This window comes from Bacteroidota bacterium (genome assembly GCA_039111535.1).
Lineage (GTDB): Bacteria > Bacteroidota > Rhodothermia > Rhodothermales > JAHQVL01 > JBCCIM01.
In genome coordinates this window covers 16274-35712 of record JBCCIM010000044.1, presented here as the reverse complement: position 1 = coordinate 35712, position 19439 = coordinate 16274, and the positions used below count along the sequence as shown (strand labels likewise).

Genomic DNA, 19439 nt, shown 5'->3' with positions numbered 1-19439 from the left:
GATGGTACTCCTTTTGGTGCAGTTTGCCAATTCTCATGTTATGCGAGTGGCGAATGTGTTATTTGTGATTATTTTGAAATGTGTTGCGAGTGTAATCCAGCTTAATTGTGTTTGTTGATCAAAAAAAGGATTGTGAAAAATGAGAAAAGTAATAAGATTAGTTGTGATGGTTGCAGTGTGTTTTTTGACAACAGTTTCTATTGCTGATGCAAGGCCGTGTATTGCCATGAATCAATGTGATTGTCCAGAGGGTGAAAATTGTGGTGGTGCGATACAATGTTCAGGAGATAACGAATGTTTATCTACTGCAGATATTATCATTTGTGATGGAGTAGTTTTTGACTGTCAGCTTTGACTATGTTGAGAGGGTTTTCGGGGAGATGTTGCTATTATATGTGTAACATCTCCCTGTTAATTCATCAATGATCTTTTATTGAGAAATTTAATGAATACTGCCTTGGTTGTGTTTGATCAAGTCAGTTTTAAATGAATCAGGCTAATTTGTTTAGTGTAAATGATGCGATTTTTTTTGATTTCATTGACTGTATTAATTTGTGTGTTTGCTTATTTTACATTCTTCGCGAGCTCGGATGCGGCAATTCAGGAGTTGGACTTGTATCCTGAAGAAACAGTTGTGGAATTAAGCGATTCAACGTTTTTGACTCAAGTAGGAGATATAAAATTCTATGATGAACGGTATTATATTAGTGACTATTCTAATAATAGACTACTCATTTTAGATCAAAATCTAAAAGTAATTAAATCATTAGGCTCGCCCGGTCGTGGACCAGGAGAAAACTTGGGTGTAGGTTCCTCGCGTATTTACAAAGATACACTTTATGTCTATGACGATGGGAATTCACGTATACACAAATATAGTGTAGTTTCTAATGAGTATCTGTCATCTGTTTCTGTCCCTTTTCGGTATTCCTACGGGTTTGATATATACAATGATGCCTTCTATTCAAGTCAAAGAAATTCAGAGCATCCTATGGCAAAGGTTACCTTAGGAGGGAGGGAGGATAAGGGTTTTGGTAAAATAAGTCCAATGATATCGAACGATTCGGAGGCAAGAACGAATAGGTTGAATGCTCGAGAGGTTTTCATTAGACCAGATGGAGAGGTTGTGAGTTTGTTTAAATTCCAACCACTCGTTGAACTGTACTCAAAAGATTTAGAAATGAAGAGCAGGCTAGATCTTTCAGATGGATACTTTATGAAGGATTTCTATAAATTTATCTTGAGTGAATATCGAAATGGCATTGATCAGCGAATGGCATTTATTACATTTAGGTCTGCTTCGGAGTATGAGGGCAATTTGCACGTGCTTTTTCATAAAAAAGACAAATTTTCGGATACTGCATTAGTGTTGAATATTGATGCTATGCAAGTATATAAATTGTTGAATTTTAAGAATAGTAATGGCGATAGAGTTTATGGTACAGCGATAAATGTTTCTTCTAATGGTATTCTTGTCTTTGATGGGAGTAAAGCAGAATTACATAGATATGAATATTGATGAGTTTCTTCCAGGAATATTGAAAAGCATTTCGTTTTCTACTATTCTTGTTGCGATTATTTTGCTTGGTGGTGCTTTTTTTGCAGCCAGTTTTTACTCTAAAAATAAATCTTTAAGAGAAGCTAGTGCGGAATCTGAGAAGAAAGCACTGGCTACAGTTGAACGCCTGGAGGAGATGAGGCGTAGTCGAATTGATGCTGAAGTTAGTAGTATTCAATTAGTTTTAGGAGATAGTATAGTAAATAATAATCCCGAATTCATTGTTTTGTTGTTCGGGCCATATGATTGTTATTCATGTGTTGAGGAGGGGGCTGTGGCTCTTGAGGAAATTGAGATGCAAACTGAAAAAAATGGATATGCGATAGCTGTAAGCATGTATGATTCTTTGCTTGCATCAATTAGAGCGAATAGATCGCACGTTTTTATGGATACAAATGCGATTCTTAAGAACGAATTGAATATGATTCAAACGCCGGCATTGCTTTATATTAAGGATAATATAGTGAAGGAATTATATTTTCCAAGTTCAACAGTTGACAGTGGTTTGATGAAGGATCGATTGATTGCACGTATGGTAAATTGAGTTTTTTAGTTTTATTAATTACTTGTGATGAAGAATAGGTTTCCCTTTGCTAGTTAAAAAGCGTTTGATGGTGACTGGGCTTCGATTTTATGAGTGGTGATTATTCGATGGTTCGCGTAATTATACTTCTGAAGTAAAACACTATTGACTTGACCTATTGATCTCCTCTCGAAAAACTGAGCCAATCTAAATTAGAGTTTCCGGCAATCGTTATCTTGAACTTAATCCCCGATTGCCATGAAGAAATCAAAGTTCACTGAATCCCAAATTGTATTTGCGCTTCTCCAGGCTGAGTCCGGTGTCGAGGTCGCTGAAATTTGTAGAAAGATGGGCAAAAGCGAAGCGATTGACCTTACCCCTGAGTTTGTACCGGGGTTAATGAGAGGTTCAGGTTGAATTTAGAAGGTCCGGCCGACATTTTCCATTGATTGGCAAATACATCGGGAGCCAGATAGTTCAAGCTGCTATGAGGTCGCTTTTCATTGTAGTCTTTTCTCCAGTTGTTTATGTGGGCACGTGCGTGTTGTAAGCTGCTGAACCATGATGGATTAAGACATTCATCTCTGACTCGCCCATTAAAACTTTCTACAAAGGCATTCTGCATGGGCTTGCCAGGATCGATGTAGTGCAAAGCAATGCCGCGTTCTTCTGCCCACAGTAGCATTGCTCTACTTGTGAACTCGGGTCCATTACCTGTCACAAGCACTTCTGGCAATCCGTGATGCTCAATTAGGCGATCTAGCACCCGTGTCACCCGCTCGCCTGAGATTGATGTATCAACCTCAATCGCAAGTGCTTGCCTGGAGAAGTCATCAATGATGCTAAGGAGCCTAAAGCGCCGACCGTCGCTGAGCGAATCTCTCATAAAATCAAGTGACCAGCGCTGTCCAATGCGATCAGGCTGCACCAGTGGTGCTCGCTTGATGCCTCTACGTCGCTACTTACGCTTACGAGGCAGTTGGAGTCTCTCTTCTCTGTATAGCCGCTCAATACGCTTGTGGTTAACAGCGCCAAATTCTTGCCTAAGTAAAACGGTCAGACGCGGTGTACCAAACCTCGGACGTTCACCTGCAAGCTCACATAAACGCTTACGCAGTGCTTCATCTGCCTTCCGTTTACATGCGTAGCGATACGTTGATCTGGCTAGGTCTACCAGCCTACAAGCACGCCGTTCACTTAGATCATAATCACGCATCACATCCACGGCTGCTCGCTTCTGCGCAGGCCTCAGTACTTTTTTGACAAGGCAGCCTTGAGTGCATGAATATCGAGTGCCTGGTCAGCTACAATCTGCTTCAGCCTGCGATTCTCTTCTTCCATTGCCTTCAGTCGCTTTGCTTCGGAGACGTCCATGCCGCCGTACTTGCTCTTCCATCTGTAAAAAGTGCCTTCACTGATGTTATGCTCGCGGCATAGATCAGTCACTTTCATGCCTTGCTCATGCTGCTGGAGGATACGGATAATTTGCTCTTCGTTGAATCTGCTTTTTCGCATTGTATCAAGGGATTAGTTATGAGAAATCTCTCACTTCCTTTGGTACAATTTCAAGGGGTAAGGTCAGCAGGTTTACCACCCGGCGCGTTTTGTCGTCTTCCGCTTTGTATTGCTCGGACGCATCGGGCGCGCCACGCGGCCACTCGGCTTCAAGCGATCTCTTATCGATGATTTGCTCCGCACCGGCTGCAGTTTCTCTCGCGTGCTTTCGTTGACTTCGTCGATGCGTTCTCCTGGAGTCTTGAGAGCTAGAAAGGGGTCTTTGCTCTGGTCGATCTCTTCAAAAAACAGAAAGCGCTCCGGGTCGATATCGAAAGATTCGGAGTTGAGGGGTGTGGCGTTTTTAGCCCACGCCGGCGTCTTGCTGTTTTTCATCGAAACGGGGCTGTAGAAATGTCGTGTCTTCTTTGAAAAAGGCCGGTCTTCTGGGGATGCCTGATAGATTTTTAGCGCAATGTTGAGCGCGCTCACCCAGGGTTTGGAGTTGGAATTTTGATTCAATCCGAGAATATAGTTTCGCCGCGTTGAATTGGTGTTAAACAAGCTAAATTGTAGCGGCTCCAAAATCACTTCACGGTAGTTTTCTCCCCTGTACTGTGTATTCACGCGATTTCGCACCACCCATGCGATGTGCTCTTGTTCGTTGGCTTTGTTGGATTCTGAATAAATACACCGGGCGAGCCAGAGAATTTCGTCCATTTCCATCGGTGGCATGGCTTCCAGGCGCGCCCGGAGTGCTTCAAAATCGTCTGTAACAGGATGTGTTGCCATTGCAAGCCGCACCGGCCACAGGGCGAGGAGGAAGAATAAGAAGATACTTTTTTTCATCAGGAGCGGAATAAAATCCCGAGGTTGGTTGTAAGACGTGCTCGTAGCCTGGCCAGAGCGCCTGAATAGCACCCTAAAAGCGAAGCATCCGCATGAAACCAGAAGTTTTACTTGAACAGGTCAAATACAATGCCGACGGGCTGGTAACCGCCATTGCACAGGATGAAGAGACGGATATGATCCTAATGGTGGCTTACATGAACGAAGCAACCCTGCGGCAAACCCTCGAAACGGGGACCATGACCTACTGGAGCCGGTCCCGCAAAAAGGTATGGGTCAAAGGAGAAAGCAGCGGCAATACCCAGGATGTGCTGGCAGTCCGGATTGACTGTGATGGTGATGCCTTGTTATTTAGTGTAAAGCAGCACGGCCGCGCTGCGTGCCATACAGGCAAGGTGAGTTGCTTCTATCGCCGGTTTGACGGGGAGCATTTGATTGAGGAAGGAGAACAAGTATTTGACCCGCAGGCTGTATACGGCCAATAGATACACCCGCAACGTTAACGCGCACTCAATCTACCCCTAGTTATGAAAAAGTGGCCCATCATCCTGACGCTGTTTGTAATTATTACCGTCGTCGATCAGGGTACCAAATATCTGGCAAAAGAGCATTTGCTGGGCGAAGGACGCATCAGTATGGCGAACGATATGTTTCGGTTGCAGTATTCCGAAAACCGGGGGGCCTTCCTGAGTATGGGCGCCAACTTGCCTGAACCCCTGCGCAAGGGGCTGTTCACCGGGCTCGTGGCCGTTATTCTGGTTGTTTTCCTTATTTACCTGCTTCGTAACAATGGCTTTAACCGTGCTGCCATTATTGCCGGCGCGCTTATGCTGAGTGGGGGTGTGGGTAACCTTATCGACCGGGTGTTTAATGATGGGGCTGTGGTGGACTTCCTGAACGTGGGTTTTGGTTCGGTGCGGACAGGCATTTTTAATGTTGCCGATATGGCCATTATGGCCGGCCTGTTTCTCTTTATTTTTGTAGGCAAAGAGGTACTACCTGAAGAGGCAGTTGCGCCTGAAGGATCTAAACCTACAACGGAAGAGGGCAGCGCAGCCTGAAGGCTACCCACGGGCGCGTAAAAATTAGCGATAAAGAAAAAGGCGTCCGGCATTTACCGGACGCCTTTTCTAATCATAAAGCGAAATGCCTTAGATCACGTTAAGTGACTTCAGCGTTTCCATCGTCAGTTGACCGCTGGCCATGCCTTTTGAGCGCTGGTAACGGCTAATTGCTTCGATGGTCTGCTGACCCATTACACCGTCGATACGGCCTGGATCAAAGCCACGCATTTTGAGGGCACGCTGCAATGAAGAGATCACATTGGTTGTTGTGTTCGTTTCGCACAGGATAGAACGCCATTCGAGACGGCTATCTGTTACCTGCTCGCGTTTTACAACCGTCTGGTATTCTTCAGGGATTGCAATACGACGCTCTTTAGCTGGCTCAACCAGTTTACGTACGCTAACGGTCTGGTATTCAGCAGGAACAGTGATTTTACGCGTCGTTGCATCTTGTTTCAGAACGCGCTTTGTTACTGTTTTGTACTCAGCTGGTACTTCTACGAGACACATGATTTCACCTGTTGAGTTGTCAACTTTGGTGATGGCACCGGTGCCTTTTTTCCAGGTTGTATAAGCTGGCTTCACAAGCAAACGCTCGGTAACCGTTTCGTATACAGCAGGAACGGTTTCAAGACGCTCAGATGCTTCTTTCACGAGAATGCGTTCCTGTACCGTGCGGTAAACTGCAGGAATGGTTTCGATCCGCTCAGATGCTTCGCGTACCAAAACGCGCTCTGAAGTGTTTTTGTACTGCTCGGGAATCAGAACACGTGCATAGCACTCGCCTGCTTTTGCGTTAGGAGGTAAGTCTGCATCTGCAAGCGTTACATCCTGGGCGAAAGCCGTAGATCCAAAGAAGAACAGGAGGGCTAGTGCTAACTGTAAACCTTTTTTCATTTCCGTTGAATGATTGATTGTAAAGTATTTAGGAGGACCTCATACACTTCCAGTAATTGTCTGAAAATGCGCAAATCTGTGTTTGATAATGCAACAAAGATTTGAAGTCTTAGGCGGGGTGGGTCTCCCTAAACCTTCGTTTTTTGGTGTTTTTCGAAGGTTTTTAGATTTTAGCGCCCTTTTGGTCGTGCGCTTTAATCTGTTGATATGATAAAAGCCAAGAACGATGCCAATTTGGATGCCGATTGTCGAATGCCGATTTTCGATTGAAGAGAGGACACGGATAACAGGGGAAACTTATCTAACCCTTATGCCGGGGCTCGGTATATCGTACAAACGTGGCGTACCTCCTCGGCTTACGTTCCCTCCAATCGAAAATCGGCAATCGACAATCGAAATTTCCTATGGTGCAGTATTTGGAGTACTAGTAAGAGAAGCCGGCAATCAGCGTTTAAATACGCCATTTGCGGTTAATTTGAGGGTTTTGCCTTCAAAGACCTGGGCCATTGTTCAAGATTTGTTGCGTAATTGTACAGCAAAACTATACACATTGCAGTATGAATGCGCGGTTTCTATGAATCATCCGTCGAGATGCCATTTTTTTGAAACCAAGCTGCATAACGGGCATTCAGTTGCACCCCTTCGTGTTGTGATTATGCAATTAAATAGATCTTAGGGCCCACTACACTGATTACAAGTTCAATCATACTCCAAATTCAATGACGACGGTAGAGAAATATTCTTATCGGGTGATTTTAAGTGGTCTGCTGATGTTCTTTTTTATGTCGCCGGCAACAGTGTTGGCGCAAGATGAAGCTGCACCTGATTCAACCGACTGGCAGAAAAGCATTGTTGCCAACCTGGCCGGCAGCCAGGCTTCTTATGATAACTGGGCAGAAGGTGGTATCAATTCACTTGCTTTCACAGCAAGCCTGAATGGCGACTTTTCCCGCGATTACGAGAGCTGGAAGCAGAAACACGAAATGCGTTTTGCGCTCGGCTCACTGAAGCAGGATTCGCTTGATTTCCGGAAAGCTGACGACCTGATTCAGTTTGTCTCCAACTTCCTCTACCAGAACGAAGACACTTTTGCCAAATGGCATCCAACGGCTTCCCTCGAGCTTCGTACGCAGTTTGCCAATGGATTTGACTACAGTGGTGATGAGCCTGTGAAAGTGTCAGCTTTCTTTGCGCCGGCCACGTTTGCACAGACGCTCGGTTTCACGTACCAGCCGCAAGACTGGTTTACCTGGCTGATTGGTTTTGGTGCAAAAGAAACCATTGTTGGTCTTGAAGAACTCCGTCCGCTGTACGGCAATGACCTGGACCAAACCGTACGGTTTGAGACGGGTTTGAGCACAAAAGGTACCTATGATCGCGACATCTTCGAAAACGTACACCTGAAAAGCTCACTCGGTATTTTTGCTGCATTTGACCAGTTCGGCGATCCTGATGTCCGCTGGGAAAACCTGGTGACGATGTCTGTTAATTCCTGGCTGACCGTGAACTTCGAGTTTGTAACGTTCTACGATCTTGATATTTCAGACCAGTTGCAGTTGAAGCAGGTACTGTCTACCGGTATTTCAGTTGGCTTGCTTTAGGCTGAACTGTATCGGTAAAATATTTGCCTAACTGGTGCTTATTTTTAATGGCTTCAGTGCGTTCTTTGCACTGAAGCCATTTTTAGTTTGTACCAACCTGTACCCAGCTTATGAACGACGCTGCCCTTGTTACCCTCGCTGACCTGCAGGCTGCGCAGCAAGTAATTGCCGGCCAATTGCATCGAACACCGGTTGCCGGTTCTATGCAATTGAGCAAGCGGTATGGTTGCCGGCTTTTTTTCAAGCAAGAGATGTTTCAGAAGACCGGCGCCTTCAAAGTGCGTGGCGCCCTGAATACCTTACGCCATCTTCCTGCAGTCGCGCGTAAGAAAGGGGTAATCACCATCTCGGCTGGCAACCATGCGCAGGCATTGGCGTGGAGTGCCGCTGCGGCAGGTGTGGATTCAACAGTTGTGATGCCAGCCACTGCCGTGGAAGCTAAAGTGGTTGCCACACGAGCTTATGGCGGAGAAGTCATTCTAACAGAAGACGGCCTCATGGACACTTGCCTGCAAATTCAGGCTGAGCGCGACCTGACGCTGGTTCACCCGTTTGACGACCCCCATATCATCGCAGGGCAGGGGACGATGGGCCTGGAAATCCTTGAAGACCTTCCGGAGGTAGACGTTGTAATAACCGGTATCGGTGGCGGTGGCATGATTTCCGGCGTTGCAACAGCCGTAAAGGCCCTGCGGCCTTCAGCTAAAGTAATTGGTGTTGAGCCCCGGGGCTCTAATGCAATGTACCAGAGCCTGGAAGCAGGCCACCCGGTTACCCTCTCGCACAACAAGACCATTGCAGATGGATTGGCCGCTCCGTTTGCCGGCTCCCACACACTGGCACACGTGCAGGCATTTGTTGATGAAGTTGTGCTGGTAGAAGAAGAGGAAATTGTGCGTGCAATGTTTGATATTATGGAGTGGTGTAAGGTATTGCCTGAGCCCGCTGCTGCCGCGTCTTTTGCTGCAGTGGCCTCGAAAAAAATTGACTTCCCACCTGATGCAACCGTTTTATGCATCCTGAGCGGTGGCAACGTAGATCGGGCACGCCTTAAAATGTTGTTGTAAGGCCGCCGGCCTTGTGTATTTGCGTATCCCTACCCGGAGTCTGAATCTAAGCGTGTTGCCCTCTTTGTGCCGTGTTATGTCGACCAGCTTTATCCAACGGAGCGATCTGGGTTGCAGCGCCTGGAATTAAACGCCGCAAGGCACCGTTTATCACCCAACATGTTGCGATTGTGCTCAATCCGGGGAAAATCGTGAACATCATGCACGATGCGTACAAACAGATAGACGTTGCTACCAGCGGCTTCGGTATGTTTATCGCAGGACCATCCAAGACGGCGGATATTGAACAGTAATTGGTATTGGGTGCACACGGACCACGAAGCTTGCCGGTACTGTTGTCGAGAGATGCTGTTATCTGATCAACGTGATTAGTTGAGAAGTCCGCCGGGTGCCGTGGGAATAGCGTACGATATACTGGCCGGCGGGAAGTCCGGATGCATCAAATGCGACGCGAAAAGTTTGACCTGCTGATAAGGTGCCGGCGAATAAAAGGGCGCGTTGGCGGCCAAGGATATCAAACACCTCAATCTGGACATGCTCTGTTTCAGCTGTCGTAACCGCCAATTGGGTCGTTAAGGAAAAGGGATTGGGGTAGGGAAGTTGTGCGGTGAAACTGTTGGGCAACGCCGTATCTGATTCTGTATTGACAGATGAAAGCAGGGTAAAGGTAAAGGTAGCCAACGGCGCTACGACATCGTTAATCAGGAAAGGCGCTGATTCAATTCTGAAAATGTCTTCTGCGGGCTGCGTATCAGCGTTTGCTGAGCTATAATCGGTGCCCGAGTCGGTGCCTGAATCGTATACAAACAAATCTACAGTAAGCGACTCGATCCAGCCACCTTGTTCAAAGAGATTGAGGCCGTGGACGCCAACAAACCAGTCAGGACTCGGCGCAAGCATCGAAACGAGGCTTACCAGCGGAAATTCGGCTGATACATCAAACGTCAGGCTTGTGTTACCCGGCGATGTGCCGATACCGCCACCCGAAAGCAGATGCTCCGCCCTACCCAAATCGATCTGGGCATTGACCTCGCCAGTGAGACTTCCTTTACTCCCGGTTTCCGCCATGCTTTCTATACCAGAGGACGCAACAGCACCCGGGGCCCAGAACGTAACAGTTGAGTCGTGTGTGGCACCTATGAGTCCGGAAAAGTGAGGGTTTGAAGGAAAACCTTCAGGATGGGTAGCTGCACTCCAGGTACTTGCGAAGGTGACTGTGTAGGTGGCAGTAGATTGCTGGGCAACAGCCGAAAACGAGCAAAAAGCACCGCATAACAACAGCAGACAGCTGCTCATCAGGATTGTGCGGTGCAGTTTCATGGCTGGTTTACCTTTTTGGGAAAGTTGTAGGTTCAGGTAAATTTAAGGAATTTGTTTAATGTTGGCATACTACGCAGGCAGCATTATTACGTAGATACAGAGAAATTTTATGCAGTCCTTCGATCACATCATTCTTGGGACCGGTCAGGCGACAGGTACGTTACTGGGCGGTTTACTGGCTACCGGTGAATCTATAGCCATCATAGAAGGGGGAAAGATTGGTGGATCCTGTGTGAATGTTGGATGTACGCCAACCAAAACCCTGGTAGCCAGTGCCCGCGTTGCGCACATGGCACGACGAGGGGCTGCGTATGGTGTTTTTACAGATAACTTGCGGGTTAGTTTTCCTGATGTGATGGCCCGCATGGACAAGGTTCGCAACAGCAGCCGGCAGGGGCTTGAAGGCTGGATAACGTCTCAGGAGCAAATTACGCTATTCAGAGGATGGGGCAAGTTTGTGGGGGAACGGCAAATCCAGATTGGCGATGAAGTGATCACCGGGCATAAGATTTACATCAACGTGGGGACACGGACGCGCGTTGCAAACATGAAAGGTATTGATGCGGTCCCGTGGCTTGATAGCGGCAGGTTGCTCGATCTCGAAGCGTTGCCCGAGCATCTCGTAATTATGGGCGGGAGTTATATAGGGCTTGAATTTGCACAGGCTTTTCGCCGGTTTGGATCAGAAGTAACAGTTATCGAACACAACAGCCGGCTCGTGAAACACGAAGACGAAGACATATCTGCTGCCATCACCGATATCCTGGCAGAAGAAGGCATCAACATCGAAACTAGCGTGTCTGCGTGCTGTGTTGAGCAGACTGCCGATGGCGGCATTCGCGTCTTTGAGGACAGAGCGGGTGATCGATCCTTTGAAGGTTCACATTTATTGCTGGGGGTTGGCCGGGAGCCGGCAACTGGCGGACTTGGGCTCGATGCTGCCGGTATTGAAATCGATGACCGCGGATACATCAAAGTAGACGATTACTGCAACACGACAGCCAAAAATGTATTTGCTGTTGGAGACGTGAACGGGCATGGTGCGTTCACGCATACTTCTGTAAACGACGCTGAAATTGTACTGGATCAGATGCGTGGGGGAGATCGGAAATTGTCTGACCGTATTGTAACCTATGGCTTGTTTATCGATCCGGCGCTTGGGCGGGTAGGGCTTACGGAAGCGCAGGCACTGGCAAAGGGATACCGAGTCTTGAAAGCGACGCGTCCGATGGCCAAAATCAGCCGTGCAAAAGAAATGGGTGAAACCAAAGGGTTTGTCAAACTCCTGGTAGATGCAGATACCGATCTGTTTCTGGGCGTAGCTATTCTCGGGATCGGAGGGGACGAAATCATCAATATGTTTACCCCGATGATGAACAACAAAATCACCTACAAAACATTCCGCAAGTCGGTATTGGTCCACCCAACGGTATCTGAGTTGCTCCCGTGGACGCTGGATGCGCTCAAGCCCGTTGAAGCGCAGGCTGGCTAGCACCTTTGCGTTCAAAGTGTTAAACTGCCGATGTATCAAAAACTGAAGTTTACCACTATGAAACGCCAGCCAATCCGGATATTCAGCACCTTCATGTGTGCGATCTTTTTAGTTTGTTCAAGCTGTCAACCTGCAGATGATATGTCGTCAACGGACAATGCTACCGTAACCGAGGCCGCTTTTGGGCAGTTGCCAGACGGGCGCGAGGCCACCCTGTATACACTTTCCAATGCTTCTGGCATGACTGTCAAAATCACCAATTATGGTGGCGCAATTACATCGATCATGGTGCCGGATAAAAACGGCGAAATGGGTGAGGTAACGCTTGGGTATGATTCTGTTGAAAAGTATGTTGCGGGCAACCCGTTTTTTGGTGTGATTGCCGGCCGGTACGCCAACCGTATTGCAAAAGGGCAATTCAGCATCGACGGAGAATCGTACACGTTGGCTGTGAACAACGGCGAGAACCACCTGCATGGCGGCCTCGAAGGCTTTGATAAAAAGTTGTGGGATGCGGAAGCTTTTCAGAATGAATCAGGCGTTGGCGTGGTATTGCAGTACGTAAGCCCTGATGGCGAAGAAGGATATCCGGGAGAGGTTGCGGCCAAGGTTACGTATACCCTTACACCGGCCAATGCCATCCAGATGGATTATGAGGCTACTACAGACAAACCGACCGTTATCAATCTTACCAATCACGCCTATTTCAATCTGAAAGATGGCGGCGCCAGCACCATCCTCGATCACAAAATGCGCATCGTTGCCGACAAATACATTCCAACTGATGCAGGAAATATTCCCCTCGGCCCGCTGGTAGATGTTGAAGGTACACCATTTGATTTCCGGACGGCAACAGCAATTGGTGATCGCATCGAAGCGGATGAGATCCAGATAGAATATGGATTTGGGTACGACCATACGTTTGTGGTCGATGGCAGTGGGATGCGCCTTGCAGCTGAAGTGCACGATGAAAGCACGGGCAGGTTTATGGAAGTTCTCACAACGGAGCCTGGCATCCAGTTTTACACAGGTAACCACCTGAATAGCCAGTTCACGGGCCGGGGCATTACCTATGCAACCCGTTCTGGATTTTGCCTCGAAACCCAGCGCTATCCGGATTCCCCTAACCAACCAGACTATCCTACAGCACGGCTTGATCCAGGGGAAACGTATGAGACCACAACAGTTTATCGGTTTTCGACCCGATAGCAGGTATTAATACCAAGGCCGGGCGTGTATAAGTCGCGCCCGGTGCTGGTTCTTTCACTTTCATGGATCATCTCAACCTTTCCGAGCACGTTCACCGGCGGTATAATCCGTTGACTGGTGAATGGATTCTTGTTTCTCCGCACCGCAGCAAGCGTCCATGGAAAGGACATCTCGATACGCCGGCCACAGCCAGCCGACCGCCGCATGATCCTGCGTGTTATTTGTGTCCGGGTAACGCGCGCGCTGGCGGCAAAGTCAATCCTGATTATGCAGATACGTTTGTGTTCGACAACGACTTTGCAGCGCTGCAGCCGGCTGTAGCAGGTTCCGCACCAGCGTTGATGGATACGGGCGGCCTGATGGTTGCCCGGCAAGAAACGGGCATTTGTCGCGTAATTTGCTTTTCACCGCGGCACGACCTAACCCTTGCAGAGATGGACGCGCCGGCCCTTGTGAAAATTGTAGATCTTTGGGCCAGCCAATACGCTGAACTTGGTGCCCGCAACGATATCAATTACGTACAGATCTTTGAGAATAAGGGAGCCATGATGGGATGCAGTAACATGCACCCGCATGGTCAAATCTGGGCGCAGCAGACCGTACCAGATGAGCCGGCGAAAGAATCACATCATCAGCTAGCTTATTTCCAGAGAACCGGACACACCTTGCTGGCAGCATATCTCCAGCTCGAATTGGAACAGGATGTCCGGATTGTATACCAGAACAAGGATTTTGTCGTGTTGGTGCCTTTTTGGGCGTTCTGGCCGTTTGAAACCATTATTCTGCCCCGGCGCGCTGTTCCGGATATAACAGCGCTAACGATGGGCGAACGTGAACAGTTTGCAGATGCTATTAAGCAAATAACTGTTCGATACGATAACCTGTTCAAGGTGTCTTTTCCTTATTCTGCCGGTTTGCATCAAGCGCCGACAGACGGCAGTGCACATCCTGCGTGGCACTTCCACATGCATTTTTACCCCCCGCTTCTTCGGTCTGCAACGATCAGGAAATTCAAGGTTGGGTATGAGATGTTAGGTGGCGGCCAGCGCGATGTAAGCGCTGAGGTGAGTGCATCTCTTCTTAAAGCTCTTCCTGCAGTACACTTCAAAGCATTATAAATTTCATGAGAGTATTGGTAACGGGTGGCGCAGGCTATATAGGTAGCACTGCGGTACATGAGTTGGTTGCCGCTGGTGACGAGGTATTGGTATTTGATAACCTGTATCAGGGTCATCGGGATGTTGTGCATCCAGACGCAACTTTTGTTAACGGAGATCTGGCAGACAAAGCACTGGTTAAAGCAACCATTGACATGTTTCGGCCGGAAGCAATCATGCATTTTGCCTCGCATACCCTGGTAGGGGAGTCGATGGAGAAGCCTTTTCTGTACCTGGGTGAAAATGTGCAGAATGGCATTAACCTGTTGCAAAGTGCCGCTGAGGCCGGCGTGAAGCAGTTTATTTTCTCATCAACGGCCAACCTGTTCGGATCCATACAGGAAATGCCAATTAAGGCGGATGCACCAATCCATCCCGGTAGTCCTTACGGCGAATCCAAGTACATTATAGAGCGGATGCTGCATTGGATGGATGAAATCTATGGCATGCGATACGCAGCACTGCGGTATTTCAATGCCTGCGGTGCGGTCTCTCCGGATCATGGTGAAGACCATAACCCGGAAACACATCTTATTCCACTTGTACTCCAGGTTGCCCTCGGACAACGCGATCATTTTACCATTTATGGGGATGATTACGAGACACCAGATGGCACCTGTGTACGCGATTTTGTGCACATACTCGACCTGGCGCAAGCACACATCCTCGCTTTACGCGACCTCGACAACGGTAGCAGAACCTACAATCTTGGTAACAGCCACGGTTTTAGTGTCAGGGAAGTGGTTGAGGCTGCGCGGGAGGTAACCGGACATCCTATTCCTACGATTGCCGGCCCACGCCGGCCTGGCGATCCCGCAGTACTTGTTGCAGACAGTCAGAAAATACGCGACGAACTCGGATGGAAACCAGCCTACCCCGAACTCAAACAGATTCTTGAGAGTGCATGGGCATGGCACCAGAAAAATCCTGCGGGCTATACCGTTGCTGGAAATAGCGCTTCATTACTTGTAAAATAAACAGAAGACTTAATCAATACCTGTTTGTGCCGATACCGGAAGGTGTGTATTCACCCTCCATACCTTCGATCCCCGCTAATCGTATTGCTGGCTTCTCTTCGGGCCAGCAGGTAACATGTACATTTCTGGTACATATTGGGCTGATATTATGAGCAGATGGTTGCCCACATTGCTGCTCCAGGGATTCTTTTGCCTTTTTATTTGGGAGGCGGCCGGCCAGCATACGCCGTTGGTGTTCAAACATCACACCGTAGGGTCAGGTCTTGCTCACAGCAATGCAACGGTCATTATACAAGACCGCAAAGGGTTTATCTGGATAGGGACCGAACGCGGATTGAGCAGGTACGACGGTACCCATTACAAAACCTACCGAAACGACCCGAGCGATAAAAATAGCCTGTTTGACCATTTTGTCATCAATTTGGCGGAAGGCCAAAAGGGGGAGATTTGGATTGGTACCCGCGAAGCCCTAACACGCTTCGATCCCCCAACGGAGCGCTTTACAAATTATCTCATCGAAAAAAACAACCCTGATGCCCTAAACGGGCAGATATGGGACATGCATGTCGATCAAAATGGTGATGTATGGCTGGCCATGGCTACAGGGGGCGTTAGCAAATTTGAGGTCGAAACACAAACATTCACGCATTTTCGGGAAGACGTAGAAGAAGATGCCGAGCCGCCCGTCTTTACGAGCCTTACCGAAGACCCTGATGGATTTATCTGGGCAGGGCTTGATGAAGGAGGGCTTGATCGCATTCACCCGGAAACAGGAAAAAAAGAACGGTTCGCTCCTACAGATGAACGTAGCGGCGTCAGTCCCGATGCTGCAATTCAGGCCTTGCATACCGATGAGGAAGGCGTCATGTGGGTGGGCACCGACGAGGGCTTGCTGCGATATGAAGCTGAGCTGGGCCAGTTTATTGCTGTACCGTTGCAGACGGACACGGCTGTAGATCTGGATATATGGACGATCGCCGGCGGCAAGGGCGAATCGTTGTGGCTTGGGACAGGGGAAGATGGCCTGCTCCACGTAGATAAAAACGCCGGCACTGCCCGCGTTTATCAACACCAGATTGATCGGGCAGGCACCATCTCCAGTAACCAGATTCGCTCGGTTTTGGAAGACCGCACTGGTACGGTATGGACGGCGACCAATAATGCCGTTTCACAGGCAGACCTGGCGCGCAAACCGTTTCGCAACTATACCTATCATCCCAATGTAATCACCTCGTTGAGTAGTAACGATGTGTATGGCCTTGCGCAGGATGAAGCGGGGGGATTGTGGGTAGCAACCATTAACGGGTTGAACTACCTGGCGCCCGGCAGTGACAGCTTCATGCGCTACTTCCATGATGACCAGGATCCGCGGTCTATTGCAGGCAGCGAGATCTGGTCAGTGTTTGTCGATCATCAGGATGATGTTTGGCTTGGGCCATTTGGGGAAGGCCTTGATCGGCGTAAAAAAGGGACCTACAATTTTTTACACTACCCTGACGCCGGCGATGACAGCACCGGTTTTCAGGCAACGATTGCCTTCATTTTTTATGAAGACAGCCAACGGCGATTGTGGATTGGCTCAGAGCGTGGTTTGCACCGCTATTATCGGGATACAGATACCTTTGAATTATTCGTTCCTGACGTTTATGCAGAAGAAAGTGGCGTGCGCGCCATTTATGAAGACGACCAGGGGATTTTGTGGATTGGATCTGAATTAAGTGGGTTGTACGCTTTTGACCCCAATATAGGCCAGTTCATTCACCATTATATGCCCGATCCGGATGACCCTGCGGCATTGACGAGCACAAACGTCTTGTTGCTCTTCATGGATTCGCAAAACGTTTTATGGGCTGGTACGGACAAAGGGCTGCACCAGGTTGTACGCGATGCAGACGGACAACCAACCGGTGAATTCCGGTTGTATCTGGAAAAAGATGGCCTGGCTGATAATGGAGTTGTAGGCATGTTGGAGGATGATGCCGGCTACCTCTGGATTTCTACATCAGCCGGCCTGTCGCGCGCTACCCGCATCGCTCACCGCGCAGATCCTTCCCGTTTCCGCCTCTCTTTCAAGAACTACGATACGTACGACGGACTTGCCAGCAATACATTCTATATCGGTCCCTCTCTCAGGGGAAATGACGGGTTTATTTATCTGGGCGGGGATCATGGCTACACAGTTTTTGATCCTGCAACCATAAAAGACAATACGTTTGCCCCAGAGGCCACCATTACGGATGTGCTACGGCTAAACAAATCCATAAAGCCCGGGGCTGCTGATAAAGATGGGCGCGTACTACTCGACGTGGCGCCACCCTATGCAGAGGCTTTGCGGCTAAACCATACGGATCGTGTGATCTCCATTTCTTTTTCTGCCCTGCATTTTGGGGCGCCAGAAAAAAACCAGTTCAAGTTCAGGCTGCAGGGCTTTGAATCGGAGTGGACCATTGCCGGCGACATGCGCCAGGCCACCTACACCAACCTGCCCGCCGGCACGTACACCTTTGAAGTGATGGCGGCCAATGGTGATGGTATCTGGAACGATGAACCTGCTACCTTGCAGATTCAGGTTGCACCTCCTTTTTGGCAAACCCTCTGGTTTCGGGCACTGGTAGTTTTTACTGGAATGTTTCTCATCATCGGTTTCTATCAGTCTCGTACCCGGTCTATTCGTCAGCGCAACCTCTTGCTCGAAAGTCGCGTTGCAACACGCACGGAGGAATTACGCGAAAAGAACCTGCTGCTCCAGCATACCAACGCTGATTTGGTATCATCCAATGAAGCGCTGCAAACCTCGAATGAGAACCTTGCAGCGGCCTCACAGGAGTTGCGCGATGCACTTGAGCGGAACAAAGAAATCCTGGGCATTACTGCCCACGATCTGAAAAATCCACTGGGTGGGGTTATTGGTCTGGCTGATATCATCCTGGAAGATGCAGAGGAGCTTGCGCCTGAGAGCTACAAGGCGGAGTCGATGGCCAACGTGAAGATGTTGAAGGACGAAGTGGAGGGCATGCTGCAGAACGTGCGCGACTTACTGGATCGCTATCGAGATGACTACAGCGAATCGCTGAAAATCGAACAACTCGACCTGAACGAGTCGGTGCACCACGTACTGCGCTGGAACGGCAAAGCGGCACGCGAAAAAGGCATCCAGATTATTTTTGAGGGCACAGCCCCGGTAGAAGCACATGTAGACCGTACGGCCATCCAGCGGGTCATGGATAACCTGGTTTCCAATGCTGTGAAATACACGCTCCCCGAAACAGCAATTTGTATCAAGCTGGATAAAACGACCGAGCGGATTCGGTTTTCTGTAAGTGATAAAGGACCGGGATTGACCGCGCAAGACAAAGCCAAAGCATTCCGCAAAATGCAACGGTTATCCGCAAAGCCCACTGGAGGCGAGCATTCGACAGGCCTTGGGTTATACATCGTGAGGAAACTGGTTGAAATGCATGGCGGGCGGGTTGGTGTCGACAGTGAATTTGGTTCTGGCGCTACGTTCTGGTTTGATGTGCCGGCCGTAGATGTCCCTGCAGTAGATGTTCCAGCAGCAGTGCCGGCCGCGTAGGCCTACCAAGCCAAGATGCCAGCAGAGATTTTCCTCAAAATCAATGCGCGTTAGTGTTTCTGAAAGGCACACGCTTTGAGCCCTCATTGTTTACAAACACCGGAGAATCCGTTTCGATATACCCATACCAACATCGACAAAGGAATTATACCTGGTGTGGTACGGGGAAGGAATTGCATTATACTCGGAAGACATTCACTTTGAAGGCTCCGAGATTTACAAATCACTGGCCGGCAAGGCAGGCGCTTAGTGTTTTTTTTAATGGCCTTGAATAATTGTCCCCATGCACCTGCAGGGAGGGAAGATTGTGAAATCAATCGACCTGGACGGCTATATGCGTACTTGCGAAGGTGCCCAACGGTTGAAGGATTACGCAAGCTTCCGTTACCAAATTGATAACAAAGCATAGATTTGAAACAATTATTCGCTGATACACTAGAATTGGTGTTGATATTGCACATCTCCAGATCTCCTTTACCCTTTCAATACATCTTTTCTGAGCTTTAAACCCGTATCTGCCGACTTCGTGTGGTGCTCTGTTGGTATTGCACTTGAATCCGTATGGTACTTTGCATCTCTTTGTGACTGCAGAAAAAAATGGGCTGACAAACCATGCGCGTGGATTAATATTCCGTGCCTCGCGTCGATAACTTTTTA

14 protein-coding genes and 2 pseudogenes are annotated in these 19439 nt (G+C 48.6%); 12 read left to right on the top strand and 4 right to left on the bottom strand.

Annotated features, from left to right (window positions below; translation table 11 throughout):
- Positions 1-613: 613 nt before the first annotated feature.
- From AAF564_09295 to AAF564_09285, 3 genes and pseudogenes are all read left to right on the top strand, one after another.
- Positions 614-1519 (top strand): 6-bladed beta-propeller, encoded by a 906-nt coding sequence (locus tag AAF564_09295; protein ID MEM8485733.1) that lies wholly within the window; start codon positions 614-616, stop codon positions 1517-1519.
- Complete coding sequence (locus tag AAF564_09290; protein ID MEM8485732.1) at positions 1509-2102, top strand: hypothetical protein; 594 nt, start codon at positions 1509-1511, stop codon at positions 2100-2102. Before AAF564_09295 ends, AAF564_09290 begins: the two co-directional genes overlap by 11 nt.
- 237 nt (positions 2103-2339) lie before the next feature.
- A pseudogene (locus tag AAF564_09285) lies at positions 2340-2447 on the top strand (transposase).
- Positions 2448-2454: 7 nt separating this feature from the next.
- On the opposite strand, the pseudogene AAF564_09280 reads toward AAF564_09285, so the two are convergent.
- Together AAF564_09280 and AAF564_09275 are read right to left on the bottom strand one after the other, a co-directional pair.
- Positions 2455-3596, bottom strand: a pseudogene (locus AAF564_09280) (IS3 family transposase).
- Positions 3597-3668: 72 nt separating this feature from the next.
- Complete coding sequence (locus AAF564_09275) at positions 3669-4424, bottom strand: cell wall hydrolase (protein ID MEM8485731.1); 756 nt, start codon at positions 4422-4424, stop codon at positions 3669-3671.
- 92 nt (positions 4425-4516) lie between these two features.
- Here AAF564_09275 and hisI point away from each other — a divergent pair, with 92 nt between their 5' ends.
- Together hisI and lspA are read left to right on the top strand one after the other, a co-directional pair.
- A complete protein-coding gene (gene hisI / locus AAF564_09270; protein MEM8485730.1) occupies positions 4517-4909 on the top strand; it encodes a phosphoribosyl-AMP cyclohydrolase in 393 nt (130 codons plus the stop codon).
- A 42-nt stretch (positions 4910-4951) separates the two neighbouring features.
- Positions 4952-5485, top strand: a complete 534-nt coding sequence (lspA, locus tag AAF564_09265; GenBank protein MEM8485729.1) for a signal peptidase II — start codon at positions 4952-4954, stop codon at positions 5483-5485.
- A 90-nt stretch (positions 5486-5575) separates the two neighbouring features.
- On the opposite strand, the gene AAF564_09260 is transcribed toward lspA, so the two are convergent.
- Positions 5576-6385 (bottom strand): peptidoglycan-binding domain-containing protein, encoded by an 810-nt coding sequence (locus AAF564_09260; GenBank protein MEM8485728.1) that lies wholly within the window; start codon positions 6383-6385, stop codon positions 5576-5578.
- A 719-nt stretch (positions 6386-7104) separates the two neighbouring features.
- Between AAF564_09260 and AAF564_09255 the strand changes: the two genes are divergently transcribed.
- Together AAF564_09255 and AAF564_09250 are read left to right on the top strand one after the other, a co-directional pair.
- Positions 7105-7986 carry a DUF3078 domain-containing protein gene (locus tag AAF564_09255; protein MEM8485727.1) on the top strand — a complete coding sequence of 294 codons (882 nt, stop codon included), beginning with the start codon at positions 7105-7107 and terminating at the stop codon, positions 7984-7986.
- Positions 7987-8096: 110 nt separating this feature from the next.
- Positions 8097-9053: a threonine/serine dehydratase gene (locus tag AAF564_09250; protein MEM8485726.1), complete on the top strand. Its 957-nt coding sequence runs from the start codon at positions 8097-8099 to the stop codon at positions 9051-9053.
- A gap of 351 nt (positions 9054-9404) precedes the next feature.
- Here AAF564_09250 and AAF564_09245 read toward each other — a convergent pair whose 3' ends face one another.
- A complete protein-coding gene (locus tag AAF564_09245; GenBank protein ID MEM8485725.1) occupies positions 9405-10373 on the bottom strand; it encodes a spondin domain-containing protein in 969 nt (322 codons plus the stop codon).
- Positions 10374-10482: 109 nt separating this feature from the next.
- Here AAF564_09245 and AAF564_09240 point away from each other — a divergent pair, with 109 nt between their 5' ends.
- The 5 genes from AAF564_09240 (at position 10483) to AAF564_09220 (ending at position 18782) form a co-directional block, all read left to right on the top strand.
- On the top strand, positions 10483-11865 hold the full coding sequence (locus AAF564_09240; GenBank protein MEM8485724.1) for a mercuric reductase: 1383 nt from the start codon (positions 10483-10485) through the stop codon (positions 11863-11865).
- 141 nt (positions 11866-12006) lie between these two features.
- Positions 12007-13074 (top strand): aldose epimerase family protein, encoded by a 1068-nt coding sequence (locus tag AAF564_09235; GenBank protein ID MEM8485723.1) that lies wholly within the window; start codon positions 12007-12009, stop codon positions 13072-13074.
- A gap of 62 nt (positions 13075-13136) precedes the next feature.
- The gene (locus tag AAF564_09230; protein MEM8485722.1) at positions 13137-14192 is read left to right on the top strand and encodes a UDP-glucose--hexose-1-phosphate uridylyltransferase; all 1056 of its coding nucleotides are present in this window, start codon (positions 13137-13139) and stop codon (positions 14190-14192) included.
- 5 nt (positions 14193-14197) lie between these two features.
- Positions 14198-15208 carry a UDP-glucose 4-epimerase GalE gene (gene galE / locus AAF564_09225; protein MEM8485721.1) on the top strand — a complete coding sequence of 337 codons (1011 nt, stop codon included), beginning with the start codon at positions 14198-14200 and terminating at the stop codon, positions 15206-15208.
- 148 nt (positions 15209-15356) lie between these two features.
- Positions 15357-18782, top strand: a complete 3426-nt coding sequence (locus AAF564_09220; protein MEM8485720.1) for a two-component regulator propeller domain-containing protein — start codon at positions 15357-15359, stop codon at positions 18780-18782.
- Positions 18783-19439 lie beyond the last annotated feature (657 nt).